Raw genomic sequence first — 26,927 nt, forward strand, 5'->3', positions numbered from 1 at the left:
TCTTCCTCCTGTTGCGCCAGGTGAAACACGCACCTGGTTCGTCTCGTCGTCACGGCCGGATACTCCGTGCCATGCTCTCCGCCGCCCGCGGTCTCGCCGCCGCCACCGCGACCCGTCGTAGCTTTCTCAGCGCCACCGGTGCGGCCGCGGCGCTCGCGCTCACCGGCACGCTGCCGGGGCTTGTCCCCACCGGCATCCGCACACCGACCAACCGCCCGCTGTTCACGCTCGGCGTCGCCTCGGGCGACCCGCTGCCGGACGCCGTCGTGATCTGGACCCGCCTCGCACCCGGCCCGCTCGAACCCTTCGGCGGTCTCGACGACCGCCCGATCGACGTCGACTGGGAAGTCGCCGAGGACGAGGCCTTCCGCCGCGTCGTACGCCGCGGCAAGGCGACGGCCCGGCCGGAGTACGCGCACTCGGTGCACGTCGACGTCCGCGGTCTCAGGTCGTGGCGGCACTACTTCTACCGCTTCCGCGCCCACGGCCAGATCAGTCCGACGGGCCGCACCCGTACGGCGCCCGCACCCCACGACCTGCCCGCGATGACGCTGGCGGTGGCGTCCTGCCAGGCCTTCTACGACGGCTTCTACACGGCGTACCAGGACGTCGCGAGCCGGGATCACGACGTGGTGCTGTTCCTCGGCGACTACATCTACGAGGTCGGTGTCGGCCCGACCGCCGGGATCCGCAACCAGCCCGTTCCGGTCGACTTCGCCGGCGAGGTCTTCACGCTCGACGAGTACCGCGCCCGGTACGCGCTGCACAAAACCGATCCCGATCTCCAGGCCGCGCACGCCGCGTCGGCCTGGGTGGTCACGCTCGACGACCATGAGGTCGAGGGCAACTGGTCCGGTGACATCTCCGAGGACGGCCTGCCCGAACCCGAGTTCCTGGTACGCCGGGCGAACGGCTTCCGCGCGTACTGGGAGCACATGCCGCTGCGCCTCGACCAGTCCGCCAGCGGCCCGTCGATCCGCCTGCACCGCCATCTGCGCTTCGGCCGGACCGCCGATCTGAGCGTGCTCGACACCCGGCAGTTCCGCGACGACCAGCCCGGCGACGGCGGCTGGCTCCCGCCCGATCAGGTCTCCCAGGACCCGGCCCGCACGATCACCGGCGCGGACCAGGAACGCTGGCTGCTCGACGCCCTGCGCCGCTCCCCCAGCCGCTGGAACGTCGTCGCCCAGCAGGTCGCGATGGCCCAGCTCGACCGCAGGACCGGCCCGGACCTGGAGCTCCCGATGGACACCTGGAACGGGTACGCCGCGTCGAGAGAGCGCGTTCTGACAGGGATCCGCGATCGCGGCGTCGACAACTTCGTCGTACTGACCGGAGACCTGCACCGCAGCGTCGCAGCCGACCTCAAGCTCGACTTCTCCGACCCGACCGCGCCGGTCGTCGGCAGCGAGTTCGTCACCACGTCGATCTCGTCCGGCAAGGACGGTGTGGACGTCGACGCCACCGGCCGCGCGCTGCTCGCCGAGAACCCGCACGTCAAGTACCAGAACGTCCAGCGCGGCTACCTCAGCTGCCGCCTCGACGCCGACCGCTGGACGTCGGAGTTCCGCGTGGTCGACAAGGTCACCACGCGCGGCGGTGCGCCGAGCACCCACGCCACCCTGGTCGTCGAGAACGGCCGCCCCGGAATTCACCAGGTCTGAGGGGACCCCGCCATGAACCGCGCCATCGCCCTGCTCGGAGCCGTCCCGCTGCTCGTCGTGCCCGTCGTTGCTCACAGCAACGTCAAGCACAGCGACATCGAGGTCAGCGCGACCCCGCAGCCCGTCGAGGTCGTTCCGCTGCCCTGCTTCCCGTCCGGCCGGCTCACACTCGGCATGACCAACACCGGCCGCAAACCCGTCGTCGCCGACCTGCGCGTCAGCGGCGAGAGCCCGCTCGTCCTGTCCCGGCGCCAGTTCTCCAGCTACCTGCCGGTCGACCAGCTCGTCACGGCGCCGCTCGACGTCACCGTCCCGCGCGGCACCGCGCCCGGCAGCTTCACCGTCGACCTCGCCGTCGGCCGCGAGACCCACGCAGCGTCCGTGGTCGTGAAACCCGTTCCGCCGAAGGGCCCCGGCGACAATCTGCTGCTCGGCGAGCAGGCCGTTGCCTCCAGCACCCACGGCAACATGAAGCTCTGTGGCGGCGTCGACGGCAACACCGACTCCGAGCAGTGGGGCGCAAGCGGCTGGCACGACGCCACCAAGGGCGTCTTCCCCGACACGTACGGCGTCGACTTCACCGCTCCCGCCACGGTCGGACGGATCACGCTGCAGACACTCGACTCGGCCCGCTACCCGGCCGCCGCGATGGGCATCCGCGACGTCGACGTCCGCGTCCGGACCGGTGACACCTGGACGACGGTCGGCCAAATCCGCGGCAACGTGCAGGGCCTCCGCGAGGTCACCTTCGCGCCGGTCGCGGCCGACGCCGTCCAAGTGGTCGTCCTCGACTCCAACGATCACGGATACTCCCGGATCATCGAGTTCGAGGCCTTCAGCAGCTGACATCGCTCAGGCCAGCGCATCCAGCGCCGCGGTACGGCGGGCCCAGCGCTCGGCGTCCGCCGCGCGCAAGTCCCTGGCCACCGCCGCCATCACCCGGCCGGGCGCGATCAGGTCGGTCTTGCTCGCCTCAGCGATCTCCGCCGCCCAGTCCTCCGGTACGCCGGCCTGCCCGCTCAGCGCACCGGTGACCGCACCGGCCATCGACGCGATCGAGTCGGCGTCGCGGCCGTAGTTCGTGCCGCCGAGCACCGCCTGTCGCACGTCGCCACCGGAGACCAGGACGAATCCCAGCGCGACCGGCAGCTCCTCGATGGCCTTGGTCCGGCTCGGACGCCGCGCGTCGAGCGACTGGTTGCGATAGTCCGGACCGACCGTGTCGAACGGCTCGACCGCCTTGCGCAGCTGGGGAATCGCGGCCTGCCAGTCGTCCAGTCCCTCGGCCACTTCGGCGACCGCGGCGACCGCGGCCCGGGTGCCGTCCTTGGCCAGCTCCAGCGCCGCCTCGACCGCCGACGAAGCCGTTGCCCCGGGCACCATCGCCGCGGCGACGGCGGCCGCGAACACCCCGGCCGCCTCCCGTCCGTAGCTCGACTGGTGCGCGCCGGCCAGGTCGATCGCCTCGGCGTAGGCCCCCGCCGGGTCGCCCGCGTTGGCGATGCCGACCGGAGCGGCGTACATCGCCGCGCCGCAGTTCACGATGTTGCCGACGCCGGCCTCGCGCGGGTCGATGTGCCCGTAGTGCAACCGGGCCACCAGCCATTTCTCGGCCAGGAAAACCCGCTGCAGCAGCAACGCGTCCGCCTCCAGCTCCGGCACCCAGCGCTTGCCGGCCAGCATCTTCGGCACCAGCCGCTCGGCGATCGCGTACGCGTCCAGGTGCGCCCGCGTCTCGTCGTACACCTCGACCAGCGCGTGCGTCATCAACGTGTCGTCGGTGATGTGCCCGTCGCCCTTGTGGTACGGCGCGATCGGGCGCGCGTTGCGCCAGTCGTCGTACCAGGGGCCGACGATGCCGGTCACCCAGCCGCCGTGCCGGTCCCGGATCGCCTCCGGCGTCCAGCCCTCGACCGCGCCGCCGATGGCGTCCCCGACGGCGGAGCCCAGCAGGGCTCCGACCGACTTGTCCTCCAGCGCGCTCTTCGTCTGCTCCGGCATCAGCTGTTGACCTGGCCCCACCCGTCGTTCAGCTTCTGGCCGAGCGTCGCGAGATCGATCTTGTTCGCCAGGAACTCCTGCAGCGCCGGAGTGGCGATCTGGTCCTTCCACTTCGGGTAGTTCTCCACGCTCTGGAACGGCGCCTTGGTCATCTCCGCGCCACTGGCCAGCGTCTGCTGCCAGCCGTTCTTGCCGCCGGTGGCCTTCAGGATCGCGTCCCGGGCCGGCTGCGTGGTCGGGATCAGCCAGTCACCCTGACCGACCGCGGCCAGGTTCTCGGCCTGCATGAAGTAGTCGATGAACTTCGCGGCCTGCTCGATGTGCTTGCCCTCGGCCGGGACCGACAGCGTCTGCGGGTTGGCGGCCTGCTTCTCCGAGGTGCCCTTCAGCGGCGGCAGCACCTCCCACTGGAAGCCCTTCGGCGCCTGCTCGACCATTTGCTGGGCGGTGTAGTTGCCCGCGACCACCATCGCGTACTTGCCGCCGAAGAAGCCCGGCAGCACGTCCGAGCCGCTCTGCGTCAGCGAGGTCGGGTCGATCGACTTGTCGGTGTAGGCCATCGCGTGGATGCGCTTGGGCACCTCGAGTTCCGCGTCGCCGATCTTGGCCTTGGCGTCCCGGCCGGTGCCCTCGAAGAACGCGGCGTCGAAGTTCATCCCGAGGTTCAGCACGGTCGCGGTCGGGCTCTTCAGCCCCCAGCCGAGGCCGAACTTGCCGCCGGTGGTGAGCTTCTTCGCGTCCGCCTGCAGCTGGTCCCAGCTGAGCGAATCGCCGGTGGTGGAGATCCCGGCCTGCTTGAGCAGCGCGGAGTTGCCGAACACGACGTACGACTGCAGCAGCGTCGGCGCGGCGATGATCTTGCCGTCAGCGGTCTTCACCGTGTCCCAGACCCCGGCCGGTACGGCGTCCTTGGTCTGCTGGCTCAGGTACGGCGTGAGGTCGGCCAGGTAGCCCTGGTTCGCGAACCCGGTGATGTCGGCCGACTCGTCGTGAATGATGTCCGGCGCGGTGCCGCCCTGGAACTGGGTGACGAGCTGGTCGTGGACCGAGTCCCAGCTGCCCTGCACGTACTCGACCTGGATGTCGGGGTTCTTGGCGTTCCAGTCGGCGACGATCTTCTTGGTCGCGGCGACGGTCGTCTTCTGGAAGGCGAGGCTCTGGAACTTCAGCGTCACTTTCTCGCCCGGCGCGGCGTCGCCCGAGCCGTTGTCGTTCCCGCTGCCGCAGGCCGCGAGCGCCACCAGGGCGCCCGCCGCCATCAGGGCGGTCAGTGCTTTTCTCATGGTTGTACTCCTCAGGGGGAAGGGCGTCAGCCCTTGACAGCTCCGGACAGCAGGCCGGACGTCAGCCGGCGCTGCAGGAAGGCGAAGAACACGAGGCTCGGCACGGTGGCCAGCACGGACGCGGCCGCGAGCGGGCCGAACTGGACCTGGCCCTCGGCCCCGACGAAGCGGGCCAGCACCAGCGGCAGCGTCTTGAGTTGCGGGTCCTGCAGCAGGACCAGGGCGAAGAAGAACTCGTTCCAGGCCGAGATGAAGGTGAACATCGCGGTCGCGATCAGCCCCGGTCGCAGCAGCGGCATCACGATCGACACGATCGTGCGCAACCGGCTCGCGCCGTCCACGGAGGCCGCTTCCTCGAGCTCGCGCGGAACCGCCGCGACGTACCCCTGCAGCATCCACAGGGCGAACGGCATCGACCAGACCATGTAGACGATCACCACGCCGGGGATCGTGTTGGTCAGGTGCAGCGGCCGCAGGATCAGGAACAGCGGGATCACGATCAGGATCACCGGGAAGACCTGGCTGACCAGGATCCAGCCGTTGGTGATCGGCCGCAACCGGCTGCGGAACCGGGCCAGCGCGTAGGCGACCGGGAGCGAGACGATCAGCACCAGGATCGTGGTGAGCACCGAGATCTGCAGCGAGTTCACCATCGAGCGGACCAGGCCCTGCTCCTCCAGCGCGTCGCTGAAGTTCGACAGTGTCGGGGCCTTGGGCAAGAAGGTCGGGTCGATGGTGGCGAACTCGCGCGGCGACTTCAGCGAGCTGGAGATCAGCCAGACCAGCGGGAAGCCGAGGAAGACCAGGTAGAGCAGTACGGCGACGTACTGCGCGGCGCGGGTGGCCGGACGCGTTCTCATGCCTCGCTCCTCAACCGGTTGCGCAGGTAGAAGGCCAGGAACACGATGATGATCACGACCATCACGTCGCCCATCGCGGCGGCCATGCCGAAGTTGCCGTAGCGGAACGCCTCGTTGTACGCGAACAGCATCGGCAGCATCGTCTTGCCGCCCGGGCCGCCCGCGGTCAGCACGTAGACCAGGCCGAACGAGTTGAAGTTCCAGATCATGTCCAGGCTGGTGATCGCGACGATCACCGTCTTCAGCTGCGGCAGCGTGACGTGCCGGAACTGCGCCCAGGCACCGGCGCCGTCGACCGCGGCCGCCTCGTACAGGGACCGGTCGATGCTCTGCAGACCGGCCAGCAGCGTGACCGTCGTCATCGGCATGCCGACCCAGATGCCGACCACGATGACGGCCGGCAGCGCCGTCCCGAAGTCGCCGAGGAAGTTGATCGGGCGATCGGTCAGGTGCGCGCCCTGGAGGATGTCGTTGACCGGGCCGTTGGTCGGGTGCAGCAGCAGGCGCCACATGATCGCGACCACCACCGGCGGCATCGCCCACGGGATCAGCGCGAGCGTGCGCGCGATGCCGCGGAACTTGATGTCGGTGTTCAGCAGCAGCGCCAGGCCGAGTGCGGCGACGAACTGCAGCACGGTGACCGAGACGGTCCAGATCAGGCCGATCCGGAAGGAGTCCCAGAACAGGTCGTTGTGCAGCAGCTTGGCGAAGTTGCCGAAGCCGATGAAGTTGGTGTCGACGTTCAGGCCCGCGCGGGCGTCGGTGAAGCCGAGCGCGATGCCGCGCACCAGCGGGTAGACGCTGAGCAGCAGCACCGGCAGCAGCGCGGGCAGGAACAGGAAGATCGCTTCCCGGTTCTGCTTCGGCCGGCCGGTGCCGCGGCCCGGTGGTTTGCCGGCCGCGGTGTCCGGCGCGGCGACGGCTTGGGTGGTCACGATGATCTCCGCACGCTCAGGGACGGTTGCACCACGATCCGGCGGGGGGTCCGGCTGTCGTCCTCGATCCTTGCCAGCAGCAACTCCGCGGCCCGCCGCCCCCGCTCGGCCGACCCCAGGTTCACGCTCGTCAACGGCGGAAACGACTGCTCGGCCAGCGCACTGTCGTCCATCCCGATCACGGCGACGTCGTCGGGGACGCGCAGCCCGCGGGCGGCCAGCTCGTGCATCACGCCGACTGCGAGCAGGTCGTTGGCGGCGATCACCGCGTCGAGTTCGGTGTTCTCGTCCAGCAGCTCGCGACCGGCATCGCGGCCGGCGGCAAAGGTGAAGTCCTCGGCGGCGACCTCGGCCACCGGCGTCAGCTTGTTCGTCCTCATCGCGTCGGCGAAACCCTTGGCCCGGGCCGCTCCGGGCACGGTGTCGACCGGGCCGTTGACGAAGGCAACCTTGCGGCGCTTTGTCGTGAGCAGATGCTCGACCGCGAGCAGCATGCCCTTCGGCGAGTTCGCGCGGACGGTGTCGACGCCGGCGCGGGCCGGGACGTTACCGGCGACGACCACCGGTACGTCGCACTCCTGGATCGACTTGATCAGGTCGTCGTCGACGCGCAGCGGGCTGATCACCAGGCCGTCGGCATACCCGCGCGCCATACCGCGGACCAGCGCGACCTCGTCGGCGACGTCCGGGCCGGTGGTGGTGACGACGAGCCGGTAACCGGCGGCCGAGACGACCTCCTCGACGGCGCGCATCATCGTCACGTAGACGGGGTTACCGACGTCGGCGACCGCCAGCGTCAACTGGAACGTCCGCCCGACCTTCAACGACCGCGCCCGCGAGTCCGGCACGTAGCCGAGCTCGGCGACCGCGCGCCGGACCCGCTCGGCCATCTCCTCGGTGGCCGGCAAACCGTTCAGCACCCGCGACACCGAGGCCACCGAAACACCCGCGGCCCGGGCCACGGCGGCGATCGTCGGACGGCTCACGCAGCACTCCTGTAATCGTTCTTGTAATCGTTTACAGATCAGACCCTAAGACGCCTTCGATCCGGCGTCAAGAACGGACCACTCCGTCACCTGGTCCACACTTTCCGCGATCGCGGCGCCGCCCGGGCGACGCGATATCAGTTCGTCGAGCCCGCTCCCCCGCCGTACGGTGGTCCGCGCCCGACCACCTGCGCACGACCATCCAGGAGACGATCAGCCGTCGCGTCCGCGTCAGGCCTCGCCGGCATGTTCGCCGCCTCCGACCGGACCCGACCGCCTGCTCATCGAGCAGACGATCACCGACGCGACCCGCGAGCTGTCCACCGGCCAGGGTTACCTCGTGGCCGCCGTACGGGACTGTCTCGGCCGGGGCTGAGAAGGGTTACTCGTCCTCGTCGTCGGCGCCGGGGCGCTCGGCCCACGGGGTTTCCTTGGCGGGGCGGACGACGATGAGTTTGTCGCCGGCCGCCAGGACCGAGACGTTCGAGTCGTAGTACCGGTAGACCTTGCCGTCGCGTACCACGGAGACGACGCGGTCGGGCACCGACGACGGCGACTTGCCGACCTCGCGGCCGAGGATGGCGCGTTCGGCGACCTCGAGGCCCTCGCCGTAGGTGAGCAGGTCCTCCATCACCTCGCCCAGGTTCGGGCTGACCGCGGACAGGCCGAGCAGGCGACCGACCGCCTCGGACGACGTGACGACGGCGTCCGCGCCGCTCTGCCGCAGCAGCGGGACGTTGTCCTCCTCGCGGACGGCGACCACGATGTGGGCGCCGGGGTTCAACTGCCGCACGGCCAGGGTCACCAGGACGGCGGAGTCGTCGCGATCGGTGGTGACGATCACCTCGCGGGCGGTCATCACCTCGGCCCGGCGCAGCACCGTCCGGTTCGTGGCGTCACCGTGGAAGGCCGCCATCTGGTCGTTGCCGGCGTCACCGATCGCCTGGGCCCGGGGGTCGATCACGACGATGTCCTCGCGCTTCACCCCGTTGCTCAGCAGCGTGTGCACGGCCGACCGGCCCTTGGTGCCGTAGCCGACGACAACAGTGTGGTCCTTCATGCGCTTCCTCCACCGAGAGTCGCGCATGATGCGACGACCTTCGTTCGCCAGGACTTCCAGGGTCGTGCCGACCAGGACCACCAGGAACGAGATGCGCAACGGCGTGACGACGAACGCGTTCACCAGCCGGGCGGTCGGCGTCACCGGAGTGATGTCGCCGTACCCGGTCGTGGTGAGCGTCACCGTCGCGTAGTAGATGCTGTCGATCAGGTCGACGCGGCCGTCGTAGGTGTCCTTGTAGCCGTCACGGTCGACCACCACGATCAGCACCATCACGGTCAGCAGGCCCACCGCGATCAGGAGTCGACGGAACAACTCCAGGACCGGCGAGCGCGTGCTCGCGGGCAGGTTGACCAGTAGACCGTGCGGGTTGCGGCCGGAGGGCAGGGATGGCACGGGTCCGACGATAGGGCACCGGCCCCCGATCCACGGAATGCGACAGGCTCTGATCGGACAGCGCGATGGCCACCATCAGGTTGTCGCCGTCCGGTACGACGCGGGTTCGCATCCGCAGACCCTCCACCGTGCGGAGCATCGCGGCGTTGTCCGGCTGGACCATGCAGACCGCCCGGTCGGCGCCGAGCAGCCGCGCCTCACGGATCACCTGGCGCAGCAGTTGCGACCCCAGACCCTGGCCCTGCCACCCGTCCTCGACCAGGACGGCGATCTCCATCGCCTGGCCGCCGAGCTCGTCCCAGGGCGCGGCCGTCGCCATCCCGACGACGGCGTCGTCGACCGTCGCGACGATCGACACCCCACCGGCCGGCGCGGACAGGTGCCGCGCGGTCCGGGCCGTCAGCCGCGGGATCGGCACGTGGTACCGCCGGGTGCGGCTCTCGTACGAGCATCGCTCGTGCATGGCGACGACAGCCTCGGCGTCCTCGACCGTCGCCCGACGCAGCTCCGGTACGACGCCACCGCCGGGCCGCGGCGCGTCCTGCACCTCGTCGGCGTACCGGGCGGACAGGCGGCCGGCGATCTCGACCAGCACATCGGCACGGGCCCACTCGGCGGGCGTGTACTCGCCGAAGCCCTGCAGGTTCTCCAATTCCTCGTCGACCGCCAGCGGGTCGTCGATCAGGCGCAGCACGGCCCGCAAGTACCTGGTCGGCGCGTCACTCAGTACGTCGGCCTGGCACGGTCTGACCGTCGTACGGGCGCAGCCGGCTTCGACGGTCAGGGCGGCCAGGTCGTCGGCGGTCCAGCCGACGCCGGTGGAGACCACCAGTTCGTCGATCGCCCCGCTCTCGGAGGTGAAGACCTCCAGGCTGAGGATGTTGATGTCGTCCGCACCACACCGTGCAGCGAGTTCGGCCAGTGCACCCGGCCGGTCGGCGAGTTCGGTCCTGATCTTCCAGAGCATGCGGACGCCCTCCCTCGTGGATCGTGCCTCCACTGTGCGCGGAGGGTGTGACCACGCCGGGTCCGCCGTGTTACGCCTTTGTCAAAAGCTCACGCGCGGCGGCGCCGCTTCGGCATCCGGTCGGTGAGCTTCGGACGCTGCGCGGCGGCCAACTCGCCGGCCGTCTCGCGTCGATCCAGGTCGGCGTGCCGGAGCAGCTCCGGGTAGGTCGCCTGCGGCACCTGCGGATACGTTGTGACGATCGCGTCGCCGCTGAACACGAAAAAGATCGCCGCGCCGTCCTTGATCACCTTGAGCAGGGACCCGTCCCGCACGGTCAGCGCGTGCTCGACCGCCTTCTTGCGGGCGGTCCGTTTGGCCAGCGCCGCCTGGATCGCCTGCTGGGCCGGCTCCCGGCCGTGCTTGACCGCCTCGAAGGCCATCGGCCCGTACCGCACGCCGTACTTGACCAGGTTCTTCGCCAGTCGCCCACGCTGAGGTGCTGCCATGCGTCGACTCTACTAGCGGACGTGCAGCACCCACCAAGGATCGCCGTGGCGACCGCGTCACGCTCACGGACGGCTCGAAACGGGCCGAAACGACGGGTTGGTCAGTGGTGGGCGTACCGGGTCGGCATGCGGAGGCCGGTGCCGTCGGGGATCATGACGGGGTGACCGTTCCTACTCCGCGCCGGCCGATCCTGCCGGGCAACCAGCTGTTCGAGTCGCTGCCCGGTGCGGCGGCCGACCCGGCGAAGGCGGCCGAGGTCGCGCACCGCACCGCCGAGCTGCTGGTTCGTGGCGCTCGGTCGAGCGAGGACGCGGACGTGATCTCCCGGGTGGTCAAGCTGGCCGACGACTACGGCCTGGACGAGCTGGCCGACCTGTGGTCCGAGGCGCCCGCCGACTCGCTGCCCGGCACGTTGTGGCGGCTCTACCTGCTGCGTTCCTGGGTGCACTCGCAGGCCGACGACGTCTCCCGCGAGTACGCGACGGGCCGCAAGTACGCCGAGGTGCACGCGGCGGTCGCCGGCGTCGCCGACCCGCCCGGCCCGGACGAGGTGCGGGCGATGGTGGACGCGGTACTGCGCGGAGTCGCGACCGGCGACTTCGCGACCACGCTCGACCGCGCGGCGGCGTTCGCCCGGATCGTGGCGACCGGCCGGGCCCACCTGGCCGACGAGACGCACGACCAGGTCCGGTCGGCGTCCAAGCTGGTGGAAATGGCCGACCAGCTGCAGACCGCGGCCCGCGCCGAGCGCGTCGGTCAACTCTGGTAGTTGCCTGGCAGTCCGGCGGGGACTCTTGCGTCCGGCCCCTGGAAATGTTAGGTGCGCCACGACCGAAAACCTCAACAGGACAAGGCGTTTGGGCACCGGCTACACTGATACACGCGTCGGGCCGCGGTAGCCCCGGGTCCCAAAAATAGCCGCTACGAGCGGCCACGCGCCGTGAGGCGCTTCCCGGTCCGGCGCACAATCTTCCGGCCGACCGGCCGCTCCCCCGCAGATCCTGCTCGGTGAGCCCGGTCGGCCGTTGCTTTCCCTCCTGTCCCACCAGCCCCGTCGCGAACGCCCGGGTTCGGCTGCGTACGGTCAGTGATCGGCGCCAGGCGGTTACCAGTCGGCCGCTTGTTGGTTACCTTCGGGTGGCACCGGGTATCCCTGAGCCCTGAACCATCGCACCGACCCCTCCGCCCGACGAACAGGAATCCCTCATGCGCCGCCTCCCCCGCGCGCTGCTCCCGCTCGCCCTCAGCGCCGCCCTGCTCGGCCAGGGCCTGGTCTCCGTCCAGGCCTCCGCCACCCGCGGCCGCGAGCTCGACCTCCAGGCCCACCGTGGCGGCCTCGGCCTCACGGTCGAGTCCACGATCGCGTCGTTCTCGCGCGGTCTGGAGACCGGAGTCAGCACCCTCGAGCTGGACGTCCAGATCACCGAGGACGGTCACGCCGTCGTCACCCACGACCGCAAGGTCACCGGGTCCAAGTGCAAGGACACCGCGCCGTACACCGCCGGAGACCCCGAGTACCCCTACGTCGGCAAGTACGTGAACACGCTGACGCTGAAGCAGGTCCAGCAGTTGGACTGCGGTTCGCTCACCCAGGCGAACTACCCCGGCCAGACGCCCGATCCGGGCGCCCGGATGCCGGAGCTGCGGGACGTGTTCGCGCTCGTGCACCGCTTCCGCGCGAACGACGTGAAGCTGAACATCGAGACCAAGGTCGAGGCGGGCGCGCCGACCGAGACCGCGCCGCGGGAGCAGTTCGTCCAGGTCGTCGCGCAGGAGGTCCGCAAGGCGCGGATCAGCCGGCAGGTGACGATCCAGAGCTTCGACTGGGGCGCGCTGATGCGGATGCGCCAGGTCGCTCCCGAGCTGCCGATCGTCGCGCTGACCAACTACGACTTCCTGCAGACCGGTCAGCCCGGCAAGTCGCCGTGGCTGGGCGGCATCGACATCGACGACTTCGGCGGCGACCTGGTCAAGGCGGCCACGTCGTTCGGCGCGAACGCGATCTCCCCGGTGCACGGCTTCCCGCAGGACGGCAAGATCGGCGACCCGGCGTACCGGCCGTACGTGACCGAGGCGATGGTCGAGGACGCGCACAAGGCCGGTCTGAAGGTCGTGCCGTGGACGGTCGACGACCCGGCCACGATGCAGTCGCTGATCGACAAGGGTGTCGACGGGATCATCTCCGACTACCCGGACCGGTTGCGCACGGTCGCCCGGGACAACGGCTTCCGGCTGCCAAAGGTCTACGACGCGCCGGCGATCCGGCCGATGCCGTCCGCCCACGCGCACAACGACTACGAGCACCGGCGTCCGCTGCAGGACGCGCTGGACCGCGGCTTCAACTCGGTCGAGGCCGATGTCTGGCTGATCGACGGCGAGTTGCGCGTCGCGCACGACCTGGAGGACGCCGTACGGGGGCGCACGCTGGAGAGCCTGTACCTGAAGCCGCTGGCCGACCGGATCCGGGAGAACCACGGCGAGGTCTACCAGCGTGGCCGTGACTTCCAGTTGCTGATCGACATCAAGAGCGACGGTCCGACGACGTACGCCGCGATCGACGCCGCGTTGCGCAAGTACCGCGGGATCAGCACGATCTTCGCCGGTGGTCGCACCTTCCGCGGCCCGGTCACGGCGGTGATCAGCGGGAACCGGCCGCTCGACGTCCTGAAGGCCCAGAAGATCCGGTACGCCGGCTACGACGGCCGCCTGTCCGACCTGAACTCGAAGATGCCCGCGTCGCTGATGCCGCTGGTCAGCGACAACTGGACGAACAACTTCACCTGGCAGGGCGTCGGCGCTTTCCCGACGGCCGAGCGGGAGAAGCTGCGCCAGATCGTCACGACCGCCCACCGGGCCGGCTACCGGGTTCGCTTCTGGGCGACGCCCGACACCCGCGGCGCGGCCCGTGACGCCCTCTGGTCCGAGCTCGAGGCCGCCGGTGTGGACCACCTCAACACCGACGACCTGCACGGCCTGGAGGACTTCCTCAGGGGCTAGGGCATGGCTCCCGATTCCGCGCCGAGTGCCGCGCAGTAGGCGGGGAATCGGGAGGCATGCCCTTAATGGGTGACTTCCGTGAGGGCGATCAAGTCGTCGCCCTCACGGAAGGCCTTGCGCTGCCGAACAGCGCCGTTGCCCTCGCGGAACAACCGCTCGATCGTCGACTCGACCCGCTCGACCTCGTCCAGCTGCTCGAGCGCCGGCCGGATGTGATCGATCAGCAGCCGCTGCACCTGCTTCATCGGCATCGGCTCGGCCCGCAGTACGTCGAGGTTGTCGCCGGTCAGACCGTCGCGCGCCGCCAGCCAGTACGCCGCCCGCAGCACCTCGGGTTGCAGCTCCGGCCCCAGCCCGCCATCCTCCAGCGCGGTCATCACCAGCGCGCGGACGACCGTCGCCAGCAGCACCGTCTCGTCGACCGTGAGCGGTACGTCGCTGACCCGGATCTCCACCGTCGGCAGGTGCGAGGACGGCCGGACGTCCCAGTAGACCATCTGCTCGTCCATGATCGTGCCGGCCGCCAGATGGGTCTTCACCAGCTTGTCGTAGTGCTCGGCCGACTCGAAGTACGGCGGCTGACCGACGCACGGCCAGCGCGACCACATGATCGACCGCCAGCTGGAGAAACCGGTGTCGTTGCCCAGGTAGATCGCCGAGTTGGCGGTCATCGCCAGCAGGGACGGCAGCCAAGGGCGCAGGTGATTGCTGACCCTGATCGCCGCTTCCTTGTCCGGTACGTCGATGTGTACGTGGCACCCGCACACGGCCTGCTCGCGCGTCAGCAGGCCGTACCGTTCCTCCATCTCCAGGTACCGCGGCTTGCGCGTCACCAGCTGGACGGCCTGGCCGGTCGGCGGTGCGGCCACCGCCAGCAACCGCCCGCCGTGCTCGGCCGCGGCGGCGGCCAGCTTCGCCCGCATGCCGGCGACCTGCGTCTGCAGCTCGTCGGCGGTCTCGCAGACCGGCGAGTTGGTTTCGACCTGCGCCCGCGTCAGCTCGAGCTCGACGTCGATCCCGCTCACCTCGTCGGCGACCGCTTTGCTTCTCGGCAGCGGCTCACCGGTGGCGGAAACCAGTAGCAGCTCTTCTTCGACGCCCATGGACGGATGCTTCACGCCGGATCGGTACCCGGCGCCCACGCAAAGGAAACGGCCCTCTAGGCTCACCCGCGTGAGTCTGCCGACCGTCACCGCCACCCGCTACGTGCTGCCGTTGCGCGAAGGCGGGTCGCTACCTGGAGTTGTCGAAGGCAACGATCTCGGGACCTACGTGCTGAAGTTCCACGGCGCCGGGCAGGGCCCGAAGGCGCTGGTTGCCGAGATCATCGCGGGCGAGCTGTTGCGCCGGCTGGGCCTGCGGGTGCCCGAGCTGAAGTTGTGCCGGCTCGACCCCACGATCGGCAAGTCCGAACCCGACGAGGAGATCCAGGAGCTGCTGGTCCGCAGCGCCGGGCTCAATCTCGCGGTCGACTTCCTGCCCGGCTCGTTCGGTTACGACGGCTCCAGCGGTACGCCGGACCAGGCCACCCGGGCGCGGATCCTGTGGCTGGACGCGTTCATCGCGAACGTGGACCGCTCCTGGCGCAACACCAATCTGCTCGTCTGGCACAAGGAACTCTGGTTGATCGATCACGGCGCCGCCCTGTACTTCCACCACTCCTGGATGTCGGCCGAGCGCTTCGCCGCGCTGCCGTACGACGCGAGCGACCACGTCTTCCGCGACGACGCGGCCGCCGTACCGGCGATCGACGCCGCGCTGGCCACGGAGATCACGCCCGACCTGCTGACCGAGGTGATCGCGCTGGTGCCCGACGAGTGGATCGCGGACGGTGACCGCGAGCGGTACCACGGTCACCTGACCGCGCGACTGGCCGACCGGTCGGCGTGGCTGCCGGGTGGTGCGCGATGAGCGAGACCGGCGAGCTGATTCCGTTCGACTACGTCATCCTGCGCGCCGCGCCGAGGATTCACCGCGGCGAGTTCGTCAACGTCGGCGCGGTGCTCTACTGCCGCGGGATGGACTTCCTCGGCGCCGCCTGGGACGTCGACCCGGCGCGGTTGCGGGCGCTGGACCCGGCCGTGGACGTCGACGTGGTGTGCGCGTCGCTGGAGCACATCCGCGCGATCTGCGCCGGCGACCCGGCCGGCGGACCGGCCGCTGCTACGCGGATCGGCGAACGCTTCCGCTGGCTCGCGGCACCTCGCAGTACGGTCGTCCACCCCGGCCCGATCCACAGCGGGCTGACCAGCAGCCCCGCCGCGGACCTCGACCGGTTGGTCGACGCCTTCGTGCGCTAGTCGAGCGCGTTCGAGACGACCTCACGGGCTTGGGCGAAGACCTCTTCGAGGTGGTCGGCGCCCTTGAACGACTCGCCGTAGATCTTGTACAGGTCCTCGGTCCCCGACGGCCGCGCGGCGAACCACGCCGACTCTGTCGTCACCTTCAGCCCACCGATCGCCGCACCGTTGCCCGGCGCACTGGTCAGCCGGTCGAGGATCGGCTCGCCGGCCAGTTCGGTCGCCGTCACCGCGTCGGCCGACAGCGCCGCGAGCTTCGCCTTCTGCTCCCGGCTGGCCGGAGCGTCCACCCGCGAGTACGCCGAAGCACCGAACCGCTCGACCAGCTTCGCGTGCGCCTGCGACGGCGTCTCGCCGGTCACCGCGGTGATCTCGCTGGCCAGCAGCGCGAGCAGGATCCCGTCCTTGTCGGTCGTCCAGACGCTGCCGTCGAAGCGCAGGAAGCTCGCCCCGGCCGACTCCTCGCCGCCGAACCCGACCGACCCGTCGATCAGCCCAGGCACGAACCACTTGAACCCGACCGGCACCTCCCACAACCGGCGGCCCAGGTCCGCGACCACGCGGTCGATCAGCGACGACGAGACCAGCGTCTTGCCGACCGCGACGTCCGGGCCCCACTCGCGGTTCGCGAAGAGATAGGAGATCGCCGCGGCGAGATAGTGGTTCGGGTTCATCAGCCCGGCGTCGGGGGTGACGATGCCGTGCCGGTCGGCGTCCGCGTCGTTGCCGGTGGCCAGGTCGTACCGGTCCTTCTGCGCGACCAGCGAGGCCATCGCGGACGGCGAGGAGCAGTCCATCCGGATCTTGCCGTCGTGGTCCAGCGTCATGAACGGCCAGGTGGGATCGATCCGCGGGTTCACCACGGTCAGGTCGAGGTTGTGCCGCTCCGCGATCGCGGCCCAGTAGTCGACGCTCGCGCCGCCGAGCGGGTCGGCGCCGATCCGCAGCCCGGCCGCGCGGATCGCGTCCAGGTTGATCACCGACGGCAGGTCGTCGACGTAGTGGCCGAGGAAGTCGTAGCCCTCCGCCTGGCTCCGCGCCTGCTCGAACGGCGTACGGCGGACCTCGCGGTTGCCCGCGGCGATCAGCTCGTTGGCCCGGGCGGCAATCCAGCCCGTCGCGTCGGAGTCGGCCGGCCCGCCGTGCGGCGGGTTGTACTTGATGCCGCCGTCGCGCGGCGGGTTGTGCGACGGCGTGATCACGATGCCGTCAGCACCGGCGCCGTCGCCGCGGTTGAGCCGCAGGATCGCGTGCGACACGCCCGGCGTCGGAGTCAGCCGGTCCGCGCTGTCGACCAGCGTCTGCACGCCGTTGCCCGCGAGCACCTCGAGCACGGTCCGCCAGGCGGGCTCGGACAGGCCGTGGCTGTCCCGGCCGACCAGGAGCGGGCCGTTGGTGCCCTCACCAGCGCGGTACTCGCAGATGGCCTGCGTGATCGCCAGGATGTGGGCCTCGTTGAAGGCCCCGTCCAGGCTCGAGCCGCGGTGGCCCGACGTACCGAAGACGACCTTCTGAGCGGGGTTGTCGACGTCCGGGGTGATCCCGTCGTACGCCGCGAGCAACGCGTCGACGTCGACGAGGTCCTCGGGCAAAGCGGGCTGACCTGCGCGTGGGTGCATGTGCACATGCAACAAGCCCGAAGCGCGGAGCACAACTCGACCCGGTCGATTGCGCGAGTTCTGGTCAGCTGCGCCTGGCGCCAATCAGCTGGAGAACGGGGTGAGCAGCTGATCCACCGGCGCGAAGTCGTCCGTCAGCAGCGGCGCGTCGCCGACGAACCGGCGTACGGCATCGGCCCCGTCGAGTACGTCGGCGCGATCGCCCAGCCGGGTGCGCAGCTCGTTGACCGGCAGCGCCTGATCGGACGCGACGAGCACGAAGTTGCCGCCCTCTTCGCCCGCGAGCGCCTCCTCGGTCGAGATCACCGCAACGTTCTCGAACTCTTCCGCGACCGTGCGGATCTCGGCCTTGAGGAAGCGCTGCGGCCCGAAGTCGATGATGTTGACCGCGTAGATCCCGTCCGGACGCAGCACCCGGTGCACATCGGCAACCACCTCGCGCGTCGTCAGATGCCACGGCACCGCGACACCCCCGAACGCGTCCATGATGATCAGATCCCGGCTGTCTGCGGGCTCGGACCGTACGCCGAGCCGACCGTCCCGGATCTGCAGGTCGAGGTCCGGGCCCGACCGCGCCCCGAGCTCCGCCTTGTCCAGCGCGATCACGCCGGGGTCGATCTCGTAGACCTTGTTGTTCGTGCCCGGCCGGGTCGCGGTCAGCCAGCGCGGCATGGTCAGCCCGCCGCCGCCGATGTGCAGCGCGTCGAGCCGCTGGCCGGCGGGGAACTCGCTGTCGATCAGGGCGCCGAAGTTCTTGATGTACTCGAACTCCAGGTAGGTCGGATCCTGCAGGTCGACGTACGAGTGCCGCAACTGGTCGAGGTACAGCGTGCGGCCGGACGCGCGGGTGGGATCGGGCTCGATCCGGGCGCAGTGGTACGCGGTCTCGACCTCGCACGGCCGCGGCGCGACAACGGTGAGACCGGCGCCGACGAGCGCGAGAATCAGCGGCCGAGCCGCGGCCTGGATGCCGCGCAGGAAGATCGTCAGCGCCGCGCCGGTCAGCACCAGCACACCACCGAGACAGAGCACGATCACGCTCGTCGGCACCTTGGCCACGAACACGAACCCGGTCAGCACCGTACCGACGATCCCGCCCACCGTCGCGTACGCCGACAGCCGCCCCACGACCGTACCGGTCTGAGTCAGCGTGGACAGCCGCAGCTTCGTCACCATCGGAGTCACCGCGGCAAGCAACGACGCCGGAACGAACATGGCGACAGCGACCGCGAGGAACACAGCGTTCCCCCCACCGCCCCGAACCGCTTCGCCCGTCCACCGCACCACCGGCAGCACGAGCAGCACCAGCGCTCCCCCGAAGAGGATCATCGGCCCGAGCGTCCGCGTCGGCGGCACCGAGTCCGCGAACCGCCCACCCAACGCCGCACCGGTCGCGATCGCCGCCAGCGCGACGCCGATGATCGCCGTGTTGGTCTCCAGCGTCAGCCCCAGGTACGGCGCCACGAGCCGCAGCGAAACCAGCTCCAGCACCATCACCGCCGCCGAACTCCCGAACGACAACCCGATCGCCAGCTTGTCCCCGATCCCCCGGACCCGGACTTCCGTCTCACTCACCGCGCCACCCTATCGGTGGGTTCCACCCGAGGGTCCTTCCGCGAGTCCCTGGCGACCGCGGTCCCGGTCTGCGCGTCTTGGGCTGACAAACCGCTCGCCGGGCGGGAAGGTGGTCGCATGGACGGATTGGAGCGGTTGCGGGGGTTGTGCCTGGCGTTGCCTGAGGTCACCGAGCGGCTGAGTCATGGCGAACCGACCTGGTTCATCCGCGACAAGAAGACCTTCGTCATGTTCGCGAACCAGCACCACGACGATCGCGTCGGATTCTGGTGCGCGGCCCCCGAGGGCGCCCAGGAAGAACTGCTGGCCACCGACCCGAACCGGTTCTTCCGACCCCCGTACGTCGGCCATCGCGGCTGGATCGGCGTGTACCTGGACATCGAGGACGTCGACTGGGACCACGTCGCCGACATCGTCCGTGACGCCTACCGCCAGATCGCCCCGAAATCCCTCGCCGCACTGGTCGACTAGCTGTACTCGCCTCCGCGGCGCTGCGGACTGCCCTGTACCTCCGCCAGCCGGGTCTGGGTGTCCAGTGTGACCCAGGTCACAGTGACCACGGTCCGTGTCGCCGCGTTACACGAACAGTGCCGGTGGTAGCGGCAGCACCGCCCCGACGGCACCTGACAGGAGGTTCGACCCCATGCGCATTCGGAACCTGGCGGTGACCGCCACGCTGATCCCGGTCCTGATGCTCGCCGGTTGCGGCGCCGACACGTCGGCCGACGTGGCCGCCTCGTCCCCCGGCGCCCAGAAGGCGTCCAAGCACACCGACATCCCGGCCGGCGCGGGCCAGCCGGAGACCACGCAGGCCTCCGACGACCCGGTCGTCAACGCGTACTACGACTACCGCGCCGCGCTCGACACGATGATGAAGAGCGGCGGCAAGGCGACCAAGCAGCTGATCCCGGTGATGACGCCGACGCTGTACAAGGCGATCAGCTTGCAGGCCAAGTACTACCGAGCCCGCAAACTGCGCAACACCGGCGCCACGAAGGTGGTCTGGGCCAAGCGAACGGTCGCCGCCGCCGGCGTGATCGTCCGCGCCTGCTACGACACCAAGGCCGCCCGCACGGTCGACGCGAAAGGCCGCGGCGTGATCCCGGCCAAGTCGCCGACCCGCTGGGTCGACGAGATGCGCGTCGAGCAGCGCGACGGCCGATGGGTCGTCGACGGCGGGCGCACCACGCCGCAGAAGTGCTGAAGCCACACCCCTGAAGCAACCTCCGGGCCTTGCCGGAGGAGAACACGACTCCGGGTCGCCGCCCTCGGGCACACCTCGCGAACCGGAGCCAGCCAACAGCGCGGAGAGTCCACCTCTCCGCGCTGTCGGCTTCCCAACCTAGGCAGCTAGGGCCGGGACACTCGGTCCGGCCTCGAGAATCCGCCCGGCTACGGCCCTCGAGAATCCCCACAGCGCTCAGAGCGGATGCCGCGACTCCTGCGCGATCAACTCCTCGACCGCCGCCCGCAGCTCGGCATCCTGTTCCGGGCCGGACCACACCACGATCCGCGCCTTGTCGCCCAGCTTGTCCGCGACCAACTCGCGCGCCGGCGTCGGATCACCCTGGTTCAGCAGGACCACCAGGCGCCTGCCGTCCCGCTGCAACCGGTCGAGCAACGGCGGCAACGTCGACCCGCGGAACAACCCCGGATCGCTCTTCACCTTCGTCTCGACCATCACCCCACGCCCGCGCACCACCAGCAGGAAATCGGCGCGGTCCCGAGCGAACTCCCGGTCGTGGTAGACCCGCGCCTTCGGCCACAGCCGCTGCAGCGCCTCGTCGACGTCCGCGTCGTAGCGGGCCGCGAGCCGGCTGACCCGCGAACTGGTCCCGCGCGGACGAAAGGACTCCGGCGTACGGCGTACCGGCCGGCGTCGGCCGAGCAGCGGCAACATCCACCGGTAGAGCCTGGTGTCGATCATCGGCGGACCCCCTGGCCCTAGGTCGTCACTCAGGCAAGAGCTTTCCAGCCTCCGGGGGCGGCAAAACCTTCCCGCCCGCACCGAAGGCCGATCGTGACCCCACCGCGACGAACCCGACACCCGGCGACCCCGCGACCCGCCGACCGACAGACCGCTGCCCCGCGACACGCCAACCGACAGACCGGCGAGCCCGCGACCCCGCCGACCGACGGACCGGCGGGCCCGGACAAACAACCACCGGGGCCGCCGACCAGCAGCGACCCCGGTGGTGTTCGTACGGCGAAACGCTCAGGCGTTCTTGATCGCCGAGACCTCGATCTCGAGCGTGACCTTCTCGCTGACCAGGACGCCGCCGCCCTCGAGGGCCGCGTTCCAGGTGACGTTCCAGTCCTTGCGGTTGATCGTGACCGCGCCCTCGAACCCGACCCGGACGTTGCCGAACGGGTCGGTCGCCGTACCGGTGTACTCGAAGTCGATCGTCACCGGCTTGGTGATGCCCTTGATCGTGAGGTCACCGGTCACCGCGAAGACGTCGTCACCCTTGGGCTCGACGGCGGTCGACACGAAGGTGATCTCCGGGTGCTCGTCCATCGAGAAGAAGTCGTTGCCGCGCAGGTGCTCGTCGCGCTGGCTGTTGCGGGTGTCGATGCTCTTGGCCTGGATGGTGACCTTGACCGAGGAGTTCGCCGGGTTCTCGCCGTCGATGTGGGCCGAACCCTCCCACTCGTTGAACGACCCGCGAACCTTGGTCACCATCGCGTGCCGGGCGACGAAGCCCGCGCGGCTGTGCGAGGTGTCGATCGTGTAGTCGCCGGTCAGTTCGGCATAGCCGGTCGTGCTCATGAGTCGTGTCCTCCGGGGGCGTTTAGTTGAACTTTGTATCTCTTACTGTGCCAGAGTCAGGTTGATAAGTCCACTCTCTGCGGACAACGTGTCGTCTCTGCGCCACATATTTGGGTTGCGGCCTCGCACCACCCCGGGTTTGAGTAGCTCGGCAATCGTTCGAGGTGAGGAGTGTGTGGTGCAGGCGTTGAGCGCCGACGAGATCCGGCGATCGTTCGTGAACTCGTCGAAGAGCCAGGTGAAGGCGATCACGATGCCGGCCGGGCTGAACGAGCTGCCCTGGGAGTCGCTGGACTTCCTCGGCTGGCGCGACGCGAAGGCCCCGGCGCGCGGCTACCTCGTCGTACCGCGTGAGGACGGCGTTCTCGGCGTCGCCCTCAGCACGGCCGCGACCGGCAAGCCGCGTCGCGGCACCGGACTGTGCGACGTCTGCCACACCGCCCACCAGGTCACCGACGTCGCGCTGTTCGCCGCCCGCCGGGCCGGCGCGGCCGGGCGCGAGGGCAACACGGTCGGCACCTACATCTGCGCCGATCTGGCCTGCTCGTTGTACGTGCGCGGCCTGCGCGACCCCGAAGTGCCGCAGGGCGAAACCGTCAGCCCGGAGATCCGGGTCGAGCGCCTCGGCCAACGGCTTGAGACTTTCCTGTCGCGGGTACTCGCCTAGCAGCATCCGGAGCGACACAATCAGCTTCGGCAGACTGGTCCGGGGAACTAGTCTGGAATCAAGGCCGGACACGAGAACGAGGTCGCGATGTCGGAGTTCAGAATCACCCACGAGATCCACGAGGTCCACCCGGACATCCGCGAGAAGCTGACCACCGCGACGATCGACGCGATCAACGAGTCGAGCTCCCGGTCGGCCGAGGACGCCGCGCTGGTGCTGCGCAACCGGCTCGGCGAGATCGGCGTCCACATGAGCCCCGAGGCCTGCCTGGCCGCGGTGGAACGGATCCGCTCCGGCAAGAGCCTGCGCTTCGAGATCGAACGCGAACCCGCTGCGGACTGATCCGCGGGTGGCGGCCGCCGCGAGGTCGCGGCGGCCGGCCGCCGGCGAAGGTCCGAGGAGAGCCGGTGTGCGGTACGTCGGTGTCGACCTCGCCTGGGGTCAACGTGGCGTCACCGGTCTGGCCGTTCTCGACTCGTCGGGCGCACTGCTGGATGTCACCGTGCTGCAGAGCGACAGCGACATCCTCACCTGGCTGCGCCGTTGGACCGCCGGGCCGTGCTTCGTCGCGTTCGACGCGCCGATCGTCGTCCGCAATCCCAGTGGCCATCGTCCGTGCGAACGCCTGATCTCGCAGTACTTCGGGCGCTTCGGTGCGTCCTGCCACGCCGCCAACACCGCGAACCCGAGCTTCACCGACGGTTCACGCGCGTTCCACTTCATCCAAGAACTCGAGCTCGACCTCGATCCCGCGTCGGACCGGCACGCCGCGGAGGTCTACCCGCATCCCGCGCTGGTCACCCTGTTCGAACTGCCGCGCATCCTGCAGTACAAGGCGAAGCCGGGCCGTGACTTCGCTCACCTGCACGGCGAGATGCTCCGCCTCACCCAGTACGTCGAGTCGCTGGCCGACGCGTCCCCACCACTCCTGCTGGACCACAGTCCCGCCTGGCAGCTGCTGCGCGACCAACTGGCAACCGCCACCCGCAAGGCCGATCTCAAACGCGTCGAGGACGCCCTCGACAGCATCGTGTGCGCCTACATCGCGACCTACGCGACCACGCATCCCAGCCGGGTCCGCTACTTCGGCAGTCCGGACGCGGGCCAGATCCTCGTACCGGTCACGCCGGACCAGGCAACGCGTTACGACCTCGAAGCAGTCGCGCCGGCTACGAGCTGCTGAGATCAGCCGCCCGCAGCAACGAGATCAGTCCGAGGTCGATCGCCCCGAGCGCCTCCGCGCCGCCTTGCTCGCGATCGATGACGCACAACGCCTCGCGCACGTCGGCGCCGAGCTTGCGCAGATCCTGCGTCGACAGCACGATCTGTCCGCCGCTGGTCACCACGTCCTCGACCACCAGCACCCGGCGACCCTCGATCTCGGCGCCCTCCGCCAGCCGGCAGGTCCCGTACTTCTTCGCCTCCTTGCGGACGAACGCGCACGGCAAGCCCGTGTGCCGCCCGAGCGCGGTGACGACCGGAATGCCGCCCATCTCCAGCCCGGCGAGCACCTCGGTCTCCGCCGGCACCAACGGCACCATCGCCGCCGTGACCGCATCCAGCAGCACCGGGTCAGCCTCGAACTGGTACTTGTCGAAGTAGTGATCGGTCGTCCGCCCCGACCGCAGCGTGAACTGCCCGGTCAGATGCGCCGCTTCGTAGATCCGCCGCCCCAGCTCCGCTGTCTCCACGCCGCCGACTCTAGATCACCCGGCCTGGCGCTCGTCGAGCGGCAGCAGATGCGCCGGCAGCAACCGGCGGAACGACTCCACCGCGATGATCGGTACGCCGTACTCCCGGGCCGTCCGGGCCTTCAGCGACAAGCTGTCCACATCGGCGGCGACCACGAACGTCGTGTCCGGCCGCACCGCCTCCTGCGGACGGAACCCCGCCGCGACCGCCCGATCCCACCACACCTCGCGCGGCTCGACCATGTCTCCGGTGAAGACCAGCGTGCTGCCCGGCGGAAACCCACCGGCACCGGGCCGCGCCGGTACGACGTACTGCCCGTTGCTCGCGGCAACCAATGCGTCGTCGACGTCGTTGGCCTGCCGCCCGAGCATCGTCGCCACCCGATCGAGGTCCGCGCGCTGGTCGTCGGTGATCTCGCCGTCCAGCCAGACGGCCGCGGCCAGCTCGTCGAGGTAGACGCCGTGCAGCCGGTCGACCTGCGACCGGGTCAGGCCGAGATCCGTGGCCACGTGCACCAGCAGGTCGGCGCCGGCCGCGTCGATCTCACGATCCGCGAGCAGCGTGTCGAGCACGCCGAGGTAGGAGTCGGCCTGCGGCGGCTGCGGAACCCGTGGCAACTGGTCGACGAGTCGACTCATCCACCCGTGCCGGCCGCCCGCGTGCACCGGTCGAACGGTCGGAGTGAAATGCGTGCCCGGCAGCTCCGGCCAAGGCAGGTCGCGGATCTCCTCGTACGCCCACTGCCATGGCGGTGGCGACGGGAACGAGCGCAGGTAGGTGCTGAACAGCTCGGCCGTGGCGCGGGTGTCGGCGAGCGCCGAGTGCCAGCCCTCCAAGGTGATCCCGGCCGCCGCGCAGCACGCGCCGAGCGTCCGCTTCGACCCCGGATACAGATAACCGGCCAGAGCCATCGTGCACATCGACCGCTCGGTGATCAGCGGCACGACGTGACCGAGCCGGGCGAACTCGGCGCGCAGGAAGCCGAGATCGAACTCGACGTTGTGCCCGACCACCATCCGCCCGGCGAGCAACTCGCCGAGATGGCGTGCGACGTCGACGAACTCCGGCGCGGCCAGCACGTCGGCGGTCTGGATCCCGTGGATGTGCTGCGGACCGAGATCGCGCTGCGGATTCAGCAGCGTCACCCACTCGTGCTCGAACCGGCCCTGGGCGTCCAGCAGCACGACGGCGATCTCGATCACCCGATGCCGGTGCCCGGGCAGCAGGCCGGTCGTCTCGGTGTCGATGACGGCATACATCCGCGACGCCTCCTCGGAATCGGTCCGTGGTGTCCAGCTACCACCAGCCAATCACAGGCCACCGACAATTCCGGCCCAACGGATCGCAGGCCCGGTTCAAGCCGGTACGTCGACCGCGATCTCCTCGCCGAGCGTCGCCCCGAGTCCGAGGTCCAGGTCGTCGCCGCTCCAGAACCGGCCCGGGTCGTACCAGTTCGGCCGCCGTCCACCCGGCAGCAGCCCCATCTCCTCGTACGTCAGCGCGACCACCTCGGCGCAGTACGCCGTCTCCAGCTCCAGCTCGCGCCGGCCACGCCGGAACGCCGGGATCCGGCCGCGCAACCACCGCGACGCCAGCCGCGCGGTCGACGGGAACGGCGTACCGTCCAGGCGCGCGACGACCCGCAGTACGGCGTCCTCCATCTCCTTGCCGACCTCAGGGTCCAGCTGCCGCAGCCAGGCCCGCTGGCCGTACTTGTGCACCCAGGTCGTCACCGCGTCGCACAGGTCGTGCAGCTGAACACCGCGCTGGTGGTTCCCGGTCCAGACGTCGGGCAGCGAGCGGCCGAGCTCGGCGTGCCACATCAGCGGCGGCAGGTCCTCGATCACGATCGCCATGCCGACGTGGTTGACCGGGCTGTTCGTGGTCAGCTGGATCGCCCGGTCGGCCGCGGAAGCACCGCGGAACAGCCAAATGTCACCTGTTCGTGTCAGATCCGTAGCGTCGTCCAGCGTTATCCGCGTCTCCACATCGCTAGGTTAGTGCTCATGAAGGTTTGGAAGGTGCTCGGAGTCGCGGGTCTCGTCGGTGTCGCGGCGACCGGTGTGGTGATCGCACGGGGCGAACGCAAGCGCCGCGCCTACACACCCGAAGAGGTGCGTGACCGGCTGAAGGCCCGGGTCAAGGAAGCCGCCAGCGCCTGACCCGCTGCGCTAGAGGTTGTGCAGGGCAACGTTCTCCAGGCGGCCCGACGTGATCGTCGCCGTCTGGTAGGTGCAGTGCGGCTGCCGTCGGCGATCCGTCGGTGATCCCGGGTTGAGCAGCCGAAGACCCCGCGGTGACGTGGTGTCCCACGGAATGTGGCTGTGCCCGAACACCAGCAGGTCGACGTCCGGGAACGCCTTCTCGCAGCGCAGCTCGCGGCCCTGCTTGCCGCCGGTCTCGTGTACAACAGCCACCCGGAGACCGTCCAGCGTCTCCCGGGCGATCTCCGGCAGCCGCCGGCGCAGCTCCGGGCCGTCGTTGTTGCCCCAGCAGCCGATCAGCCGGTCCGCTCGCTCGGTGAGTTCGTCCAGCAGTTCGACACTCACCCAGTCGCCGGCGTGGATCACCACGTCGGCGTCGTCGACCGCCGCCCAGACCTGCTCCGGCAGCTTCTTCGCCCTGACGGGCAAATGGGTGTCAGAGATCAGCAGCAGCTTCATACC

The 26,927-nt window shown here is 69.8% G+C and carries 29 protein-coding genes; 12 read left to right on the plus strand and 17 right to left on the minus strand.

The genetic code is table 11. From position 1 onward, the window contains the following. Window positions 1–71 precede the first annotated feature (71 nt). Both ACQPXM_RS26595 and ACQPXM_RS26600 read left to right on the plus strand, forming a co-directional pair. Complete coding sequence (locus ACQPXM_RS26595) at window positions 72–1,664, plus strand: alkaline phosphatase D family protein (RefSeq protein WP_432938144.1); 1,593 nt, start codon at window positions 72–74, stop codon at window positions 1,662–1,664. 12 nt (window positions 1,665–1,676) lie between these two features. Then, window positions 1,677–2,510, plus strand: a complete 834-nt coding sequence (locus ACQPXM_RS26600; protein WP_432938146.1) for a galactose-binding domain-containing protein — start codon at window positions 1,677–1,679, stop codon at window positions 2,508–2,510. Window positions 2,511–2,516: 6 nt separating this feature from the next. Here the strand turns inward: ACQPXM_RS26600 and ACQPXM_RS26605 are convergent, their stop codons facing one another. The 8 genes from ACQPXM_RS26605 to ACQPXM_RS26640 form a co-directional block, all read right to left on the minus strand. Then, complete coding sequence (locus ACQPXM_RS26605) at window positions 2,517–3,665, minus strand: ADP-ribosylglycohydrolase family protein (protein WP_432938148.1); 1,149 nt, start codon at window positions 3,663–3,665, stop codon at window positions 2,517–2,519. After that, a complete protein-coding gene (locus ACQPXM_RS26610; protein ID WP_432938151.1) occupies window positions 3,665–4,948 on the minus strand; it encodes an extracellular solute-binding protein in 1,284 nt (427 codons plus the stop codon). Before ACQPXM_RS26610 ends, ACQPXM_RS26605 begins: the two co-directional genes overlap by 1 nt. A 26-nt stretch (window positions 4,949–4,974) precedes the next feature. Continuing rightward, a complete protein-coding gene (locus ACQPXM_RS26615; RefSeq protein ID WP_432938154.1) occupies window positions 4,975–5,808 on the minus strand; it encodes a carbohydrate ABC transporter permease in 834 nt (277 codons plus the stop codon). Continuing rightward, the gene (locus ACQPXM_RS26620) at window positions 5,805–6,743 is read right to left on the minus strand and encodes a carbohydrate ABC transporter permease (protein WP_432938155.1); all 939 of its coding nucleotides are present in this window, start codon (window positions 6,741–6,743) and stop codon (window positions 5,805–5,807) included. The genes ACQPXM_RS26615 and ACQPXM_RS26620 overlap by 4 nt, the downstream gene beginning before the upstream one ends. After that, complete coding sequence (locus ACQPXM_RS26625; protein ID WP_432938156.1) at window positions 6,740–7,729, minus strand: LacI family DNA-binding transcriptional regulator; 990 nt, start codon at window positions 7,727–7,729, stop codon at window positions 6,740–6,742. The genes ACQPXM_RS26620 and ACQPXM_RS26625 overlap by 4 nt, the downstream gene beginning before the upstream one ends. A 382-nt stretch (window positions 7,730–8,111) precedes the next feature. Then, window positions 8,112–9,062 (minus strand): potassium channel family protein, encoded by a 951-nt coding sequence (locus ACQPXM_RS26630; RefSeq protein WP_432951092.1) that lies wholly within the window; start codon window positions 9,060–9,062, stop codon window positions 8,112–8,114. Further along, window positions 9,034–10,152 carry a GNAT family N-acetyltransferase gene (locus ACQPXM_RS26635; RefSeq protein WP_432938158.1) on the minus strand — a complete coding sequence of 373 codons (1,119 nt, stop codon included), beginning with the start codon at window positions 10,150–10,152 and terminating at the stop codon, window positions 9,034–9,036. The genes ACQPXM_RS26630 and ACQPXM_RS26635 overlap by 29 nt, the downstream gene beginning before the upstream one ends. Window positions 10,153–10,241: 89 nt before the next feature. Further along, window positions 10,242–10,640 carry a hypothetical protein gene (locus ACQPXM_RS26640; RefSeq protein WP_432938159.1) on the minus strand — a complete coding sequence of 133 codons (399 nt, stop codon included), beginning with the start codon at window positions 10,638–10,640 and terminating at the stop codon, window positions 10,242–10,244. 161 nt (window positions 10,641–10,801) lie between these two features. Here ACQPXM_RS26640 and ACQPXM_RS26645 point away from each other — a divergent pair, with 161 nt between their 5' ends. After that, window positions 10,802–11,410 carry a hypothetical protein gene (locus tag ACQPXM_RS26645; protein WP_432938160.1) on the plus strand — a complete coding sequence of 203 codons (609 nt, stop codon included), beginning with the start codon at window positions 10,802–10,804 and terminating at the stop codon, window positions 11,408–11,410. Window positions 11,411–11,847: 437 nt separating this feature from the next. Continuing rightward, the gene (locus ACQPXM_RS26650; protein WP_432938162.1) at window positions 11,848–13,638 is read left to right on the plus strand and encodes a glycerophosphodiester phosphodiesterase family protein; all 1,791 of its coding nucleotides are present in this window, start codon (window positions 11,848–11,850) and stop codon (window positions 13,636–13,638) included. A gap of 62 nt (window positions 13,639–13,700) precedes the next feature. Here the strand turns inward: ACQPXM_RS26650 and ACQPXM_RS26655 are convergent, their stop codons facing one another. Beyond that, window positions 13,701–14,741, minus strand: a complete 1,041-nt coding sequence (locus tag ACQPXM_RS26655; protein ID WP_432938163.1) for a carboxylate-amine ligase — start codon at window positions 14,739–14,741, stop codon at window positions 13,701–13,703. Window positions 14,742–14,811: 70 nt separating this feature from the next. On the opposite strand from ACQPXM_RS26655, the gene ACQPXM_RS26660 reads away from it, so the two are divergent. Both ACQPXM_RS26660 and ACQPXM_RS26665 read left to right on the plus strand, forming a co-directional pair. Further along, window positions 14,812–15,549 carry a HipA family kinase gene (locus ACQPXM_RS26660; RefSeq protein ID WP_432938165.1) on the plus strand — a complete coding sequence of 246 codons (738 nt, stop codon included), beginning with the start codon at window positions 14,812–14,814 and terminating at the stop codon, window positions 15,547–15,549. Then, window positions 15,546–15,938, plus strand: coding sequence for a DUF3037 domain-containing protein (locus tag ACQPXM_RS26665; protein ID WP_077014700.1), 393 nt, complete (start codon window positions 15,546–15,548; stop codon window positions 15,936–15,938). Before ACQPXM_RS26660 ends, ACQPXM_RS26665 begins: the two co-directional genes overlap by 4 nt. On the opposite strand, the gene pgm is transcribed toward ACQPXM_RS26665, so the two are convergent. Together pgm and ACQPXM_RS26675 are read right to left on the minus strand one after the other, a co-directional pair. Beyond that, a complete protein-coding gene (gene pgm, locus ACQPXM_RS26670) occupies window positions 15,935–17,557 on the minus strand; it encodes a phosphoglucomutase (alpha-D-glucose-1,6-bisphosphate-dependent) (RefSeq protein ID WP_432938167.1) in 1,623 nt (540 codons plus the stop codon). The two genes, ACQPXM_RS26665 and pgm, sit on opposite strands and share 4 nt — an antisense overlap. Before the next feature lie 84 nt (window positions 17,558–17,641). Then, window positions 17,642–19,132: a fused MFS/spermidine synthase gene (locus ACQPXM_RS26675; protein ID WP_432938168.1), complete on the minus strand. Its 1,491-nt coding sequence runs from the start codon at window positions 19,130–19,132 to the stop codon at window positions 17,642–17,644. 117 nt (window positions 19,133–19,249) lie between these two features. Here ACQPXM_RS26675 and ACQPXM_RS26680 point away from each other — a divergent pair, with 117 nt between their 5' ends. Next, complete coding sequence (locus ACQPXM_RS26680; protein WP_432938170.1) at window positions 19,250–19,603, plus strand: MmcQ/YjbR family DNA-binding protein; 354 nt, start codon at window positions 19,250–19,252, stop codon at window positions 19,601–19,603. Window positions 19,604–19,775: 172 nt separating this feature from the next. Beyond that, entirely contained in the window at window positions 19,776–20,336 is a 561-nt protein-coding gene (locus ACQPXM_RS26685) for a hypothetical protein (RefSeq protein ID WP_432938171.1), read from the plus strand. 216 nt (window positions 20,337–20,552) lie between these two features. Here ACQPXM_RS26685 and ACQPXM_RS26690 read toward each other — a convergent pair whose 3' ends face one another. Both ACQPXM_RS26690 and ACQPXM_RS26695 read right to left on the minus strand, forming a co-directional pair. Then, window positions 20,553–21,059, minus strand: coding sequence for a hypothetical protein (locus ACQPXM_RS26690; RefSeq protein WP_077014705.1), 507 nt, complete (start codon window positions 21,057–21,059; stop codon window positions 20,553–20,555). A gap of 288 nt (window positions 21,060–21,347) precedes the next feature. Next, window positions 21,348–21,902, minus strand: a complete 555-nt coding sequence (locus tag ACQPXM_RS26695; protein WP_432938173.1) for a YceI family protein — start codon at window positions 21,900–21,902, stop codon at window positions 21,348–21,350. 178 nt (window positions 21,903–22,080) lie between these two features. Between ACQPXM_RS26695 and ACQPXM_RS26700 the strand changes: the two genes are divergently transcribed. The 3 genes from ACQPXM_RS26700 to ACQPXM_RS26710 all read left to right on the plus strand — a co-directional run bounded on the left by ACQPXM_RS26700 (window position 22,081) and on the right by ACQPXM_RS26710 (window position 23,752). Next, window positions 22,081–22,569 carry an FBP domain-containing protein gene (locus tag ACQPXM_RS26700; RefSeq protein ID WP_432938174.1) on the plus strand — a complete coding sequence of 163 codons (489 nt, stop codon included), beginning with the start codon at window positions 22,081–22,083 and terminating at the stop codon, window positions 22,567–22,569. Window positions 22,570–22,656: 87 nt separating this feature from the next. Further along, window positions 22,657–22,911, plus strand: coding sequence for a hypothetical protein (locus tag ACQPXM_RS26705; protein ID WP_077014708.1), 255 nt, complete (start codon window positions 22,657–22,659; stop codon window positions 22,909–22,911). A gap of 67 nt (window positions 22,912–22,978) precedes the next feature. Continuing rightward, window positions 22,979–23,752, plus strand: a complete 774-nt coding sequence (locus ACQPXM_RS26710) for a DUF429 domain-containing protein (RefSeq protein WP_432938175.1) — start codon at window positions 22,979–22,981, stop codon at window positions 23,750–23,752. On the opposite strand, the gene pyrE is transcribed toward ACQPXM_RS26710, so the two are convergent. The 3 genes from pyrE to ACQPXM_RS26725 form a co-directional block, all read right to left on the minus strand. Next, entirely contained in the window at window positions 23,739–24,260 is a 522-nt protein-coding gene (pyrE, locus tag ACQPXM_RS26715) for an orotate phosphoribosyltransferase (protein WP_432938177.1), read from the minus strand. The genes ACQPXM_RS26710 and pyrE overlap by 14 nt on opposite strands. 15 nt (window positions 24,261–24,275) lie before the next feature. Then, complete coding sequence (locus ACQPXM_RS26720; protein WP_432938179.1) at window positions 24,276–25,520, minus strand: exonuclease domain-containing protein; 1,245 nt, start codon at window positions 25,518–25,520, stop codon at window positions 24,276–24,278. A 96-nt stretch (window positions 25,521–25,616) separates the two neighbouring features. Next, window positions 25,617–26,249 (minus strand): hypothetical protein, encoded by a 633-nt coding sequence (locus ACQPXM_RS26725; RefSeq protein ID WP_432938182.1) that lies wholly within the window; start codon window positions 26,247–26,249, stop codon window positions 25,617–25,619. 18 nt (window positions 26,250–26,267) lie between these two features. Here ACQPXM_RS26725 and ACQPXM_RS26730 point away from each other — a divergent pair, with 18 nt between their 5' ends. Continuing rightward, window positions 26,268–26,423 carry a hypothetical protein gene (locus tag ACQPXM_RS26730; RefSeq protein ID WP_168197307.1) on the plus strand — a complete coding sequence of 52 codons (156 nt, stop codon included), beginning with the start codon at window positions 26,268–26,270 and terminating at the stop codon, window positions 26,421–26,423. A gap of 9 nt (window positions 26,424–26,432) precedes the next feature. Here the strand turns inward: ACQPXM_RS26730 and ACQPXM_RS26735 are convergent, their stop codons facing one another. Continuing rightward, the gene (locus ACQPXM_RS26735; RefSeq protein ID WP_432938184.1) at window positions 26,433–26,924 is read right to left on the minus strand and encodes a metallophosphoesterase family protein; all 492 of its coding nucleotides are present in this window, start codon (window positions 26,922–26,924) and stop codon (window positions 26,433–26,435) included. Window positions 26,925–26,927 lie beyond the last annotated feature (3 nt).

It is taken from the genome of Kribbella sp. CA-253562 (assembly GCF_050942265.1).
Taxonomy (GTDB): Bacteria; Actinomycetota; Actinomycetes; order Propionibacteriales; family Kribbellaceae; genus Kribbella.